General features: G+C 54.3%; 12 protein-coding genes. 2 read left to right on the top strand and 10 right to left on the bottom strand.

Going from position 1 to position 13,761, the window contains the following annotated elements; all coding sequences use genetic code 11:
- The first annotated feature begins 32 nt into the window (after window positions 1-32).
- Window positions 33-935 (top strand): LysR family transcriptional regulator, encoded by a 903-nt coding sequence (locus C5523_RS12890; protein WP_108701245.1) that lies wholly within the window; start codon window positions 33-35, stop codon window positions 933-935.
- Here the strand turns inward: C5523_RS12890 and C5523_RS12885 are convergent.
- Window positions 927-1,406: a carboxymuconolactone decarboxylase family protein gene (locus C5523_RS12885; protein WP_108701244.1), complete on the bottom strand. Its 480-nt coding sequence runs from the start codon at window positions 1,404-1,406 to the stop codon at window positions 927-929. The genes C5523_RS12890 and C5523_RS12885 overlap by 9 nt on opposite strands.
- Before the next feature lie 92 nt (window positions 1,407-1,498).
- Between C5523_RS12885 and C5523_RS12880 the strand changes: the two genes are divergently transcribed.
- The gene (locus tag C5523_RS12880) at window positions 1,499-2,896 is read left to right on the top strand and encodes a PLP-dependent aminotransferase family protein (protein WP_108701243.1); all 1,398 of its coding nucleotides are present in this window, start codon (window positions 1,499-1,501) and stop codon (window positions 2,894-2,896) included.
- 386 nt (window positions 2,897-3,282) lie between these two features.
- Here C5523_RS12880 and C5523_RS12875 read toward each other — a convergent pair whose 3' ends face one another.
- From C5523_RS12875 to sad, 9 genes are all read right to left on the bottom strand, one after another.
- Window positions 3,283-4,734, bottom strand: coding sequence for a tagaturonate reductase (locus C5523_RS12875; RefSeq protein ID WP_039078944.1), 1,452 nt, complete (start codon window positions 4,732-4,734; stop codon window positions 3,283-3,285).
- A gap of 137 nt (window positions 4,735-4,871) precedes the next feature.
- Window positions 4,872-5,399 (bottom strand): GNAT family N-acetyltransferase, encoded by a 528-nt coding sequence (locus C5523_RS12870; protein WP_108701242.1) that lies wholly within the window; start codon window positions 5,397-5,399, stop codon window positions 4,872-4,874.
- An 80-nt stretch (window positions 5,400-5,479) separates the two neighbouring features.
- Entirely contained in the window at window positions 5,480-6,448 is a 969-nt protein-coding gene (locus C5523_RS12865; RefSeq protein ID WP_071194263.1) for a sensor domain-containing diguanylate cyclase, read from the bottom strand.
- Window positions 6,449-6,558: 110 nt separating this feature from the next.
- Window positions 6,559-7,551: a sensor domain-containing diguanylate cyclase gene (locus C5523_RS12860; RefSeq protein ID WP_079498250.1), complete on the bottom strand. Its 993-nt coding sequence runs from the start codon at window positions 7,549-7,551 to the stop codon at window positions 6,559-6,561.
- 212 nt (window positions 7,552-7,763) lie between these two features.
- The gene (locus C5523_RS12855; RefSeq protein WP_108701241.1) at window positions 7,764-9,209 is read right to left on the bottom strand and encodes a GGDEF domain-containing protein; all 1,446 of its coding nucleotides are present in this window, start codon (window positions 9,207-9,209) and stop codon (window positions 7,764-7,766) included.
- A gap of 124 nt (window positions 9,210-9,333) precedes the next feature.
- A complete protein-coding gene (locus tag C5523_RS12850) occupies window positions 9,334-9,690 on the bottom strand; it encodes a DUF4186 domain-containing protein (RefSeq protein ID WP_039078939.1) in 357 nt (118 codons plus the stop codon).
- Window positions 9,690-10,616 (bottom strand): glutaminase B, encoded by a 927-nt coding sequence (gene glsB, locus C5523_RS12845; protein ID WP_108701240.1) that lies wholly within the window; start codon window positions 10,614-10,616, stop codon window positions 9,690-9,692. The genes C5523_RS12850 and glsB overlap by 1 nt, the downstream gene beginning before the upstream one ends.
- A 49-nt stretch (window positions 10,617-10,665) precedes the next feature.
- On the bottom strand, window positions 10,666-12,255 hold the full coding sequence (locus C5523_RS12840) for a methyl-accepting chemotaxis protein (RefSeq protein WP_108701239.1): 1,590 nt from the start codon (window positions 12,253-12,255) through the stop codon (window positions 10,666-10,668).
- Window positions 12,256-12,357: 102 nt separating this feature from the next.
- On the bottom strand, window positions 12,358-13,746 hold the full coding sequence (gene sad, locus C5523_RS12835) for a succinate-semialdehyde dehydrogenase (protein WP_107222768.1): 1,389 nt from the start codon (window positions 13,744-13,746) through the stop codon (window positions 12,358-12,360).
- Between the last annotated feature and the right edge of the window lie 15 nt (window positions 13,747-13,761).

The following is a 13,761-nucleotide window of genomic DNA, read 5'->3' as shown; positions in this document are numbered from 1 at the left end:
TGCAAGGGTTGTTTCGATTATCAGGATAATCTATGCATCGTTCAGGTTTGATTGAACTGGAAGTGGTGATGGCGGTGCTGCGTCGGGGAAGCTTTCGTGCCGCAGCCCAGGAGCTGGGGATGTCGGCAACGGCGGTCAGTAATGCCATCGCCGGGCTGGAAACGCGTCTTGACGCCAGACTTTTTAACCGCACGACTCGCAGTGTCGCGCTCACCGAAGCCGGACAGCGTTTTGTCGCCCGTATCGGTCCGGCATTGCAAGAGATCCAGCAGGCCGCGGACGAAATTCACAGCCAGCCTGATGAGCCTTCAGGTACCTTACGCATTAATGTACCGCAGGCTATCGGGCAGCTATTTTTCGATGAACTGATGATTGCTTTTCTGGCGCGCTATCCGCAAATGCGCATGGAAACCGCCAGTGATGCTCGCATGATCGATATTGTCGCCGAGGGGTACGACGCCGGGGTTCGTCTGGCGGAAGCGGTTCCACAGGATATGATTGCCGTGCCGCTGACGCCGGATATTCATATGCGGGTGGTCGCCACGCCACAATGGTTTGCTGAACACGGCACGCCGCTCACCCCGGAAGCCCTCACCCGGCAGCAAGGTATCTGCATGCGAATGTCGCACGGGGGTATTTATCGCTGGGAGTTTGCGCGTCACGGCGAACAATTTGCCATTGCCGTGCCACCGAGACTTGCCACCACCGACCTGTTTACATCCATTGCCGCGGTACGCGCCGGGCTCGGCATCGGTTTTTTACCGGAATTGTATATTGCAGATGATTTACGTTCAGGCCGGCTGGTCAGTGTGCTCAATGAGTGGACACAGCCCTTTAAAGGGCTGTGTTTGTATTACCCCGGTCATCGTCATATCCCTGCCGGTTTGCAGGCGTTTATCGCCTTTATCCGCGAGTACAGACAGCACTCACTGTAACCCGGCGCGATCCAGACCATAGGCCGCATCCTGCGAGCCGGGTGCTATTTGCGCGAGAATCTGCAGGCGGTTCCAGGCGTTGATGGTGGCAATGGCAAACGCCAGTTCGGAAATTTCTACCTCGCTAAAATGATCCCCCACGTGGCGATAAACCTCATCCGTCACCCCTTGCGGACCGAGATGTGTTAAGGCTTCGGTTAACGCCAGCGCCGCTTTTTCTTTGGCGCTAAACAAGGGTGATTCCCGCCAGATAGCCACATGGTAAAGACGCAGTTCGCGTTCGCCGCGCAGTTTGCCCTGCTTCACATGCATATCCAGACAAAACGCGCAGCCGTTAAGTTGAGAAGCGCGAATATCCACCAGGTTTTTGATTGCTCCATCCAGTGAACTTTTATGTGATGCCATGCTGGCTTCAACCAGCGTGTTGATAAGTACAGGTACGGTCTGGAAGTGGTTAGCGCGAGTGGTCATTGTCATTTTCCTCATGAATTGATTTGACAGCCGCTATATTAGAGATTTATGACGTACTAAAAAGGTACAAAAACAGACAAATGAGGTAGGACATGAGGTTAGGCTATCGTGACATTTACGAACGCTATCGGCACAACATTCTCAGCGGGTTGTTAAGACCCGGAGACAAAGTCCCTTCGGTGCGTGTGCTGGCTGACGAACTGGAGGTGGCGCGAAAAACCGTGGAAACGGCGTATGCCATTCTGGTAGGTGAAGGCTATCTGGTCAGCCAGGGTGCGAAAGGCACACGGGTAAACCCGGACCTGCTGCTCCCTAAAAAGGCAGAATGTCCCGTTCAGGCCTGGACCGCTGACACACAGCTCAGATCAATGGTAGATGTTCGCGACAGGGAGGGCTATTTCCGTCTGGGCATTCCCGCACTGGATGCCTTTCCTTACAAGAAATGGCTGCTTCTGTCCGGCAAAGCCGTGCGCGCTATGTCAGCCAAAGAGATGACCAATCCCCCACTGATGGGCTATCCGCCGCTACGTGAGGCCATTGCCCGTTATCTGAGTGTTTCTCGTGGGCTGACCTGCACGGCGGAGCATATTTATATCACTGGAGGTTATCGTAATAATCTTACGCTTATCCTCGATGCGCTGGCGACGCGCGGCGATAAAGTCGTTATTGAAAATCCGGGCTATATCTTTGGTCAGCAATTACTGAGAAAGAAGGTCGAAAACCTTCATTACGCGCCAGTCGACAAGCAGGGGCTTAACGTTGATTATCTGCTGAAATACCATTCGGATGCCCGCTTTGTCTGCATCACTCCCTCACACCATAGCCCGCTGGCGGTCACCCTTTCCCTGCCGCGTAAACGCCAGTTACTGGAGTGGGCCAATGCTAACAACGCGTGGATCATAGAAGATGATTATGATGGCGAATTCCATTACACCCGCAAGGTACTGCCTGCCCTCAAGAGTATTGATAATGAGGATCGGGTCATTTATATGGGCACATTCAGTAAAACGGTGATGCCTGCCCTGCGTATCAGCTATCTGGTCATGCCGCGCACCACCCTTAACGCCTTTCATGAGGCCGGTGAAATCACTGAAAGCGCACAACCGGTGCTGACACAAAAAATCGTTGCGAACTTCCTTGCAGAAGGACATTTCTTTCGCCATTTAAAGAAGATGCGCACGCTATATCAGCAACGTCGCCAGATGGCACTCGATGCGCTAAGCCTGGTTTTTCCGGATCTGTTTGATGTTGAGGTTAACGATGGCGGCATGCACATTATCGCTTTTTTGCGCCATGGCACAGAAGATGTACATCTGGCAAAAATCTGGCAAAACGCGCAGCTAAAGGTCAGTCCACTTTCAGAGTGGTATAACAGCCCTGAAAAACGCTACGGGTTAATCATGGGTTACACCAATATTCATAGCAGCGAAGAGGCGGTGGCGTTATTACAACGAGTGGCGAAAGAAACACGGGAATGGTTTAAGGCCTGAAAGGGGAACACGTCCCCTTTCAGGCAACTACTCAGGGCAAAGTACTGACGAATGAGATATCCCATGCCGTGGCAATAAGCGAAATACTGACGACCAGACCCATAACAACAGGCACCGCTCTTTCCAGCTTTTCCATTGCTTGTCCCTCTCTTTCGTTCTTGTTGCGCCAGGCTGCGGCAACAACGGATTTCCCTGGCCGAACGTATCGGCACTGGTGTGGCAAAGTAAAGTATAGAAAAGATCTTTCGTCCTGACAGACCTTTTCACATTTTTCCGCCGATTCTGATGCGCGTGTTTTAATCCTCTTTAATAGTATGTTGTAACTAAAGGCAGGAAAAAGAAAACCCGGCGCAAGCCGGGTTCGTTACACGCTTAACAGAATGCCATTAGCACAGCGGTTTCACAGCCTGACGCATGCCCTGCAGCAGGATAGCGTCGAGATCCAGAGAAACTTGTTCTACCAGTCCACTGACTTGAGTCAGGTCCTGCTCCCAGTGTTCGCTGACCGACAATACCGCTTTTACCAGATCGCTGGTGCTGATCTGATGATCACCATGTTGGCCCCACAGTTGCTGGTAACGGGTGATCCAGTGGGCGTCATCCTGCACCGGATAGGCTTCGCCATTGCGGTCTGCACGGTAGAAAGCGATCAACGCGGCCAGCGCAAAAGTCAGGCGCGCAGGCAGTTTACCGGTAGCTTTCTGCCCTGCCAGCAGTTGCGGAAGAATGCGGGTACGGAATTTGGTCATGCCGTTCAGGGCGATAGAGAGCAACTGATGTTTGATATACGGGTTACGGAAACGCCCGGTCACCGCGCTGGCAAAGGATTCCAGCTCATCACGCGGCAGGTCGAGCACCGGGATAATCTCTTCATAAATCGCTTTCTCAACAAAGGCACAGATTTCGGTATCGTTCATGGCCTCGCCTACGGTATCAAGACCCGCCTGGAAGGCAACCGGAACCAGTGCGGTATGCGCACCGTTCAGAATAGCGACTTTGCGTTCTTTATAGGGTTTGATGTCGTCGACAATCAGCACGTTCAGCGGATATTTGTCCAGACGTAGTTCGGCGGCCAGTGACTGCGGCCCCTGGATCACAAACAGATAGAAGTGTTCTGCGGTGTCGAGGAAGTTGTCATGGTAACCCAGTTCCGCTTCAATTTTTGCCACTTCATCGCGCGGATAGCCCGTTACGATACGGTCAACCAGCGTTGAGCAGAAGGTGTTAGCAGAATCGAGCCATGCCACGAACGCATCGCCCAGCGCCCAGTCCTGCGCATAGCGCAGCACCAGTTCACGCAGCGCGTCACCGTTGTAGTCAATCAGTTCACACGGGATGATGACCCAACCTTTATCTGCCGCGCCGTTAAAGTGGCTAAAGCGTTCGAACAGCAGACGGGTCAGTTTCGCCGGATAGCTCACCGCAGGTGCGTCATCGAATTTGTCGCCAGCGTGATAGCTGATACCGGCTTCGGTAGTGTTGGAGAAGACGAAACGCATCTCCGGGTTATGCGCAAGTTTCAGGAACTCATCGTACTGCCCGTAAACACTGATTTCACGATTCACGGAACGGATCAGGCGTGAGTCGCTAACCGCTTCGCCCTGCTCATTCAGGCCACGAATGATAGTGGTATACAAGCCATCCTGGGTGCTCAGAGAGGGCGGGAAGTCGCTGTCGATCGGACGAACAATCACCACCCCGGCATTGAGGTCAGTGTGCTCGTTCAATAAATCGATCTGCCAGTCGACGAAGGCACGCAGAAAGTTGCCTTCGCCAAACTGAATCACACGCTCTGGGTAAGAAGCGCCGGGGAAATCGCGACGGTTAACTGTGTTCACAATGGGTTCCTTTTTTGATTAGTCATACAACCTAGGAAGATTGGTCTAATAACTTATCAAACTTTTCGACCATGAACCCCTGTTTTGATCAAAGCGAGACAACATTTCCAACGGCAATCACAAAAATACAACACCCGTCACAAAAACTTATAAAAGACGCTCGTCGCGGTCATCGCCCCATCTGGCATTAGGGCATAGCGCGGGATCTCACCGACCTTTTGCCAGCCGCACCGGGTATAGAAAGATTCCGCCCCGCTCCCGGTACTGGTGTCCAGTACCAGTACCGTTTTTCCCTGCTCACGGGCAACGATTTCAAGGTGTGCCATTAACTTACCGGCGATACCCTGACGTCGGGCACGTTCATGCACCAGGAGTTTGGCGACATCGGCACGATGCGGCTGGTTTTCGGGCTGGTTGACAATAAGCTGAACGGTGCCGTTTATAAGGCCTTCACTATTTTCATCTACCAGTACGACGCGTTCATTACGCCCTGCGCTGTCAGCCACACTCTGCCAGAAGGCGCGAGATTTTTCCCGCCCGAAAGGCAACATAAAGCTGACGGACGCCCCGCCCTGCACGCAGTTTTCTAATACGTCACAGAGTTCATCGATACGGGCACGGATTTCGCTGGCATCAAGGAGGCGAACTAAAGAGGTGGTGGTCATTTTTGTTCCTTAAAAATAACCACTATGCATTTTACATATTGTTAACACAACATCCCGCGTCATAGGTTTTTATTATGTCACTAGCGTTCGCGATGGTTTTTCGTCTTCATGGCGTACATCTTGGCATCCGCATCTTCCAGCCAGGCTTTTATATCGCCGTTACCGTTATGATCGAACTCACTTACCCCCCAGGAAAAGGCAAGCTTCCAGGGTTTGCCAGAGGACAAGTTCCAGGCCTGAGTCTGCTCCACCAGATACTCCAGGGCAATCCACGCCCCCTGCTCATGGGTGTCGGAAAAAAGGACTGCGAACTCATCCCCACCATAGCGCACTAACAGATCCGCTTCCCGGAAGCTTGCGCGCATCACTTTTGCCATTGAGCGCAGAGCCTCATCGCCCTCGCTGTGCCCCCAGGTGTCGTTGATCTGTTTGAAACCGTCGAGATCCACCCACGCCAGCGCTAGCGGTTCAGCGCGACGACGGGCGCTGTTTATCGCAAATTTCACCAGGTTATCAAACGCACGGCGGTTAAACAGCCCGGTGAGTTCATCGGTGGTCGCGGCGCTCATCACCGCAAACTCATTTTCCACGATCAGCGCAAAATCTTTCAGAATATCCACCTCGGCGGATGAGAAAGCGCGCGGGCTGCGATCGAGCAGGCAAAATGAGCCGACCAGCGCTCCATCGGGCAGACGCAGCGGATAGCCTGCATAAAAGCGCAGATGGGATTCGCCGGTTACCAGTGGGTTATCACAAAAACGCTCGTCGCTACCGGCATCGTTGACGATAAGCGGCGTTGTGCTGAGGATGGTGTGTCCACAAAAGGAGAGATGACGCGGCAGGCTTTCGTGGGCGGTGCCGTCACTGGTTTTAAAATGCAGAGTCTTTTCACCCACCAGGGTCACCAGCGCGATAGGAACATTGAACAACCGCTTTGCCAGCCTTGTCAGGCGGTCAAAACGTTCATTAGTTCCTGTATCAAGCAACCCGGATTCGCGCAACGACGCCAGGCGTTTTTCCTCATCAAAGGGAATTGCAGGAGTTTTCATAAAGTGCCTATCTCGCTAGTCAGTATCGGCAGGTGTCCGCGATTATAAGACGTGATCGAGCGACCGATTCGCGGTGTACAGGATAAAGCTTAGCGTATTCAGCACGTTTGTCAGTGTGAGTAGATTTGATTTTTGCCGCGGCGTTTTGCTTTATAGAGGGCGTCATCCGCCGCTTTCAGCCAGTCGGTGACGTTTTGCATCCCCTGGGTCGCACTGGCAATGCCAATACTCAGTGTACAGTGGAAGGCATATTCCTGAGTTACGCTCATCACGGCAGCGGAATCCATAATTCGCCCGGCAACGGCAAGCGCCTCTTCCTGGGTAGTATCCGGAAGCAAAATCACGAATTCATCCCCACCCAGCCGCGCCGGGGTATCCGTTTTTCGCGTCGCGGCATGCAGGATCTTCGACACTGTGACCAGCAGTGCGTCGCCCACTTTGTGACCAAACCGATCGTTAACTTCTTTGAAATTATCGATATCGATGAACATCAGCATTGAATTGCGCGGCAGTTCACGCAGTTTATCCAACTCATACTGGATACGTTTTTCCAGCAGGCGACGGTTGGCAATATCCAGCAGCGGGTCCATCATCGCAATGCGTTCCAGCTCGCGGCTTTTATTTCGCAGCTTTACGGCAATGTTGTCGGTCAGTACGCTGAGCGCCAGCATATAGATGGCAATCAGGGGCAGCGTCGTGAACATGGTGCGCTGAGACACCTCAACATAAAAATCCATCCCCTGCGCCACCCATGCCGCCGCAAAAGCGGCCAACATTAACATCCCCGCTTTGCGCATCAGCTCAACGCCACCCGCCGAGAGGCGATCGGCGAGCAGGATCGTGGCAATGACCACCGACGGCAGGGGGTTAACCGACATCATGGCTATCCAGAACCCACCGGCACCGGCATCTAAGATCAGGTTTTGATGTTCCAGCGTCAGGGGGGTGTCGGAGCGGCGGGCGCGCATAAACGCCAGTGTCGGCCAGATAAAGGCATTAGCGCCCAGTAAGAGTATCAGCCACAGGGGACGATGGAGTTCCAACAATACGGAGAGGATGGGGAAAAAACAGAGAAAGGTCCCAAGAATACGCATCAAGTACATGCGCCTGACGAACCTGCCGCCAGTGATCCGCTCGCTTTTCTTCAAATTGTCAGATCCATTCATGGCGCAAATTTTTTCCGATACATATACTCGGTTATAGTATTGACGATGAAAATTTGTAGCAAGTAATTTAATAACTTATCGCTATCGTTTTGCCTTATTACATTGCAGATGCGCGCTGTCGAAACAGGAGATTGAGAAACCGTTCGGGCTCAGAAACTGACCGAAGGCTTTAATGTTTCTTCCAGTGGCGACTGACGCATACTGGTGCAATTTCGCCCCGCCTTTTTGGAACGATAAAGATACTCATCCGCCTCAGCGAGTAATTTATTAAACGCCTCCGTCAACGAGCCGGAAAGGACCTGTCCGTTGCTGACGCCAATACTGACCGTCAGGCGCAGTGTCTGGTCATGCCAGTGAAAAAGTTGCCCCTCAACCGACTTACGCAGCCGTTCAGCCAACAGAAAACCCTGCTGCGGACCAGGCGTAGCGGCTATTACCGCGAACTCTTCACCGCCCATCCGGGCAATAATGCCCTGCTCCCCCAGCGCCTGACGAACCTTCTGCGCAAACGAGGTGAGTATCCGGTCGCCGCACTCGTGCCCGTGGTTATCATTAACGCTTTTGAAGTAATCGATATCCAGCAGCATGACCGTCAGATGTTGGTTGGCAAAGCCATTACTGTCATGGTTGAGCGCTTCATACAGACCGGAACGGGAGTAGACGCGGGTCAGAAAATCGTAGTCCGCGCGCAAAGACACATGGCGCATCAAACGGTTGATGGTTTCTACGCTAACAGAAACGATGACCGGGCAAATTGCCATTGTGGCAATGCCCAGTCGGGCAGAAAACATGCGCGACATCTGTAACGGCGAGGCGACAAAAATATTGATCAACCCGTTGGCCACCAGGATGATCTCCAGCCCGCCGGTTATCAATGTCAGCAGGCAGGTCAACGGCAAGGAGAAAGTGACGGCGCACCAGATAAGCGCCGGCAGCGGGAATGCCAGACTGCCCGCTCCCCCTACCCACACCGAGGCCAGTACGGAGACAATCAGCGCCAGTACTGGCAGCAACGTTTTGCTATTTAAAGCCAGCCGCGTATCCGGCCAGACAGCGGTCAGGATGCAGGGCAGGATCAGCACACCCGTCGAGAACTGCTCGCTGAACCAGTCACCAAAGAGCATCAGGAAATCCTGGTTGATGACTACCCCCATCGAGCCAAAGGCACCGAAAAGCGAGCAGAGCATTGCCGACACCAGACAGTAGCCAAAAAGATTAAGGGCGTTTATGGGTTGCGGCGCATGACGCATAAGCTGCTGCTCGCGTTGCACCAGTTGCGCCATGGTTATGATAAAAACCATGTTAGAAAAGTTAATCACCACCGACGACCAGCCCCACGAGGTGGTGACGCCGTCATAGAGAAGCATCGCCACAAAGCTCATCAGATAGTAAGGCCAGCGCTGTAAGAAAGCGTAACGGGCAAAGATCCCTGCCATTACTGCATTTAGCGGCCAGAAGAGCGAAAGCGCCTCGACCAGACGCAGCATCGCCCCAACAAAATAAAAAAGCGTGGTGATCAGAAAAATCACCGTCGCATTGATGAACGGCTGATCATTTCGCAGCAGGCGAAATGTGGGCGAAAAAAGAGCGCGCATTACTTATCAATCCCAGGTAAGGATGTTGCAGGTCATTTCGACGCGACAAAAACGGCGTATAGCTTAACATGTAATGTCGATATAACAGGCTTTTAACATGTATTTGCCGTTTAATTCATTAGTGTTATGAATTCATTTGCAGGACCAGCCAGTGATAAATCACCCCGACGATATAGCGCTGCTGTACCTCTGTAAGTTCAGCGCCTGCAGGAATAGCGTGCCATTTTGCCAGACACCCCCGACAGCAGGTGGCCGTAGCATGCTGGGCAATAAAGACCGGATGACCGCGCATCGGCGTCTGTTTGCCGTCATTATGAGGTAGCGCAGGGGCCAGGCGCCGGGCAACAAAATCAGCCGCGTGTGCCGCGATAACCTCTGCGCCCTTATCCACGCAGTACTGGCGCTCTTTCGCCCCCAGCCGAAAGCGGGAACGAAAAGTGGAGCGGGCAAGCCGCGCAAACAAAGCGTCGTAGTCAGACATCAATACACCGAACGCCCCAGTTTTTGGGTCAGCGCCTCCAGTAGGGCAATCCCCGCCAGTGAATTGCCGGCCTCGTCCAGTTCCGGGCTCCAGACCGCAATGGCCATCTCTTGCGGCACAATCGCGACAATGCCGCCGCCCACGCCCGATTTTGCCGGTAACCCGACACGCCAGGCGAACTCACCGGCATTTTGATACATGCCGCTGGTTGCCATCAGCGCGTTGACCTGGCGTGTTTGTTGCGGCGTTAACACCGGTTGCGCAAGGTGCGGCGCCGTGCCTTTATCGGCCAAAAAGAGAAAGGTCCGCGCCAACTCGACACAGCTCATTTTCAGCGCGCAGTAGTGAAAGTAGTTTTGCAGTACCGTGGCAACATCATTATTGAAGTTACCAAAGGATTTCATCAACCAGGCAATCGCCGCGTTACGCGCGGAGTGTTCAAACTCGGAGCGGGCCACCACGCTGTCGAACGCGATATCCGGCGTGGCGGACAGTTTGCGCACGATTTCCAGCATCCGCTGGCGCGGGGCGCTCAGGCGGCTTTGCAACATATCGCAGACCACCAGCGCGCCCGCATTGATAAACGGATTACGCGGTTTGCCCTGCTCTATTTCAAGTTGCAATAGAGAATTAAACGGCTGACCGGACGGGTCTTTACCGACACGCGTCCAGATTTCATCCTCCTCGTAATGGTTCATCGCCACCACAAGGCTGAGGACTTTTGAAAGTGACTGAATGGAAAAACGCTCGTCGGCATCACCTGCCTGGAAATGTTCACCGTCGACGGTACAAATGGCGATGCCCAATTTATCCCCGCTGATGGTCGCCAGCGCGGGAATATAGTCTGCCACTTTTCCCAGACCTTTCAGCGGGCGTACCTGCTCAAGCAATGCCTCAAGTACGCTGTTATCCATGACTGTCGCCACACCCGATCCTTACTCGCAGCCGTAAAAAGGGCTGCGAGTATAGCAAAAATCAGGCCGGGAGACGAAAGCGAGAAACGGCCTGCATCAGCGCGTGAGAATCATTATGCAGTTGCACGGACGCTTCGGTGGCATCCGTGACCAGTTCCCCGGTGCGGCGCGCCACCTTATTGAGCGAATGCAAACGACGGGTCATATGATGAATGCTCTCCCCCTGGCTTAGGGTCGCCGTGGAGATATCGTTCAGTAATCCGCTAAGATGCCCGACCAGGCCGGTGACCTGTTGCAGGTTATCTTCCAGCTTACTGACCGCGTGAGTACCGTCGTTAATGCCCTGCAAAGAGTGGTTGATCAGTTGCTGGATGGTTTGCGTCGAATGGCTGCTCTTACGCGCCAGCAGACCCACCTCTTTGGCCACCACCGCAAAGCCGCGCCCGTGGTTACCCGCGTGCGCCGCCTCGATGGCGGCATTGAGCGCCAGAATATTGGTCTGGAACGCCACCCCTTCAATCAATTCGACGATACCGCGCATTTCAGACGCCCGGCCCACAATCGCCTGCATCGACTGGTTTACCGTCTCCATCATGCTGTCGCCCCCCGCCGCGACTTTACGCGCTTCATCAGCACGTTCACTGGCAAGCTGGGCATAGCCGCTATTACCTTCAACATGGGATTCAAGGGTCGCGATATGGGCCGTCACGTCCTCAAGCTCTTGTGCCTGGCGGGTCGATTGCTGATACAGCTTCTGGTTATCCTGCGCCAGGCTATCAATATTGTTCACCATCGAACGGGTGGCGTGACTCACCTGGCTGACCAGTTGCTGTAACCCGTGTTGCATGGTGTCAACGCTCAGGACAATCTGATCAACTTCACGGTTGAAGCGTTTGACCTCCGGCAATGGCGTGGAAAGGTCACCGGCGGCCAGAGTATTGATATGGGCAATAAGCCGACGCAGCGGTGAAATTACCCAGCGTGACATGCCAAACCAGACTGCAATGGCAATAACCACCAACAGCACAGGCACCAGCACAAACACCTGTTGCAGGCGCGCTAGCCCGCCCATTAAGGTCAGACGGCCTTCATCGGCCCGCTTTTCACTGGCCTGCTGAAAACGCGCGTAGTTGTCGTTAAAATCGGCCTGAAACGCCTGGGCCGGAACGGCAAAGAACGCATCGATAGAATTGGTTTTCACCAGCCCGTCGGCCTGTTCTTTGATTGCCCCGTAGAAAAGCTGGTAACTGTTGATCAGCCCGTCATCTTTCGGTGGATTCATCGCAAGCCATGCCTGCCAGGATTTCTGCGACGTCGCAAGCGCAGCCTGCGCCTCATCCATCAGGCTATGCCAGCTACCGTCAGAACCGGTCTCTTTATCCTGCATAAAATAGACGCCTGCGCGGTTAAGCAGATCGCTTGCCGCCAGTAACGCCACGCGGGCTTCATCGACTTTTACCTGTTGCAGGTGGGTTTGTTGATTGAGCTGTTCGTTGTGTTGCGCATCGCGCAACGACAGGGTAAGAACGAAGGAGGAGGCAATCTGGAGTGCGGAAAAAAGCCCTATTATCCAGAAGATACCTGCCAGTAAGCCAAACTGCCGTGGTGTCAATTGCCGAAAAATTCGGCGGAAAATTTGCTTTAAGTTCATGATATTCTTCTATAACCTCACGATGCCCGCGAGTTTACGAAAGAAGTATGACGAAACCATGACATCCGCAGACGGCGCGCCCCCGCAAGGGCGCGCATACGATCACAGGCGATCTTTCCATACGGTTTGCACGTTACAAAACTCGTGCAGACCGAAATGCGACAACTCACGCCCAAATCCGCTTTTCTTCACACCACCGAACGCCACGCGGGCATCGCTGGCGCTGTAGCCGTTAATAAAGACGCCACCACACTCCAGGCGGGCGGCAAAATCCTCTGCCAGCGCCATATCGGCGGTAAACACCGTCGCAGACAGACCGAAATCACTGTCATTGGCCAGTTCCAGCGCATGTTCCGCATCGCGCGCTACAGTGATGGCTGCCACCGGGCCGAACATCTCCTGACGGAAAGCGGTCATCTCTGGCGTCACATGGGTCAGCACGGTTGCCGGGTAGTAGTTCCCTGCCCCGGAGGGTTTTTCACCGCCGAGGGCCAGGGTTGCCCCCTCGCTGACCGTCGCCAGTACCTGAGCGTGCAGTTCATCACGCAGGTCGTAACGCGCCATCGGGCCAAGGTAGGTTGACTCAGCCTGCGGTTCACCCTGGGGTAAGGCCGCCGCCGCCGCGATAAATTTCTCCGTGAAGGCATCGGCAATGCTGGCTTCAACAATAAAACGTTTAGCCGCCGCGCAAACCTGCCCGGTGTTCTGATAACGTCCGGCCACTGCTGCTTTCACGGCCAGATCGAGATCCGCATCACCAAGGACAATAAACGGGTCGGAACCGCCCAGTTCGAGCACACATTTTTTCAGCGCGGCGCCGGCCTGAGCGCCAATCGCCGCCCCGGCACGCACGCTGCCGGTAACGGTTATTGCCGCAATGCGCGGATCGTTAATCGCCTGGCTCACGCCGTCGTTGGTGGCATTCACCCAGCCAAAGACGCCCTGCGGCACCCCGGCTTCGGCAAAGATTTTGCCTGTCAGCGCCGCACAACCCAGCACATTCGGCGCATGCTTAAGCAGATAGCTGTTGCCCGCCAGCAGAATCGGCACCGCACCGCGCAGCACCTGCCACAGCGGAAAGTTCCACGGCATCACCGCCAGAATCGGCCCCATCGGACGGTATTCAATGGTCGCCCGGTTGTTTTCAACCTGGGTGGCTTCTGAACCCAGCATCGCCGGGCCGTGTTCGGCGTACCAGTCGCACAGGTTGGCGGATTTAGCGACTTCGCCGCGCGCCTGGGCTATCGGTTTGCCCATCTCTTGTGAAATCAACTGCGCCATCGCTTCGCCGTGACGGTGCAATACCTCACCGACCGCACGCAAAACCTGCGCACGCTCATTGACACTTTTTTGCCGCCACTGGCGATAGCCTCTGGCGGCAAGTTCCAGGGCAGCGTCGACGTCTTCACGGCTGGCCCAGGGGGTAGCCGACAGGGTTTCCCCGGTCGCCGGATTCACGGAAATGGCATGGGTGGCAGATGAAATTGACATAATTCTCTCGCTTTC

It is taken from the genome of Phytobacter sp. SCO41, assembly GCF_003073275.1.
Taxonomy (GTDB): Bacteria; Pseudomonadota; Gammaproteobacteria; order Enterobacterales; family Enterobacteriaceae; genus Phytobacter; species Phytobacter diazotrophicus.
The sequence above is the reverse complement of the archived record's forward strand: the minus strand, read 5'-3'. Positions and strand labels throughout refer to the sequence as shown.

Bases quoted from the DNA above. Each gene is read 5' to 3' on its own strand.
- C5523_RS12890 (WP_108701245.1), top strand. From the start codon at position 33: ATGCATCGTTCAGGTTTGATTGAACTGGAAGTGGTGATGGCGGTGCTG.
- C5523_RS12840 (WP_108701239.1), bottom strand. From the start codon at position 12,255: ATGAACTTAAAGCAAATTTTCCGCCGAATTTTTCGGCAATTGACACCA.
- C5523_RS12860 (WP_079498250.1), bottom strand. From the start codon at position 7,551: ATGTACTTGATGCGTATTCTTGGGACCTTTCTCTGTTTTTTCCCCATC.
- C5523_RS12885 (WP_108701244.1), bottom strand. From the start codon at position 1,406: ATGACCACTCGCGCTAACCACTTCCAGACCGTACCTGTACTTATCAAC.
- C5523_RS12865 (WP_071194263.1), bottom strand. From the start codon at position 6,448: ATGAAAACTCCTGCAATTCCCTTTGATGAGGAAAAACGCCTGGCGTCG.
- C5523_RS12870 (WP_108701242.1), bottom strand. From the start codon at position 5,399: ATGACCACCACCTCTTTAGTTCGCCTCCTTGATGCCAGCGAAATCCGT.
- sad (WP_107222768.1), bottom strand. From the start codon at position 13,746: ATGTCAATTTCATCTGCCACCCATGCCATTTCCGTGAATCCGGCGACC.
- C5523_RS12880 (WP_108701243.1), top strand. From the start codon at position 1,499: ATGAGGTTAGGCTATCGTGACATTTACGAACGCTATCGGCACAACATT.
- C5523_RS12855 (WP_108701241.1), bottom strand. From the start codon at position 9,209: ATGCGCGCTCTTTTTTCGCCCACATTTCGCCTGCTGCGAAATGATCAG.
- C5523_RS12850 (WP_039078939.1), bottom strand. From the start codon at position 9,690: ATGTCTGACTACGACGCTTTGTTTGCGCGGCTTGCCCGCTCCACTTTT.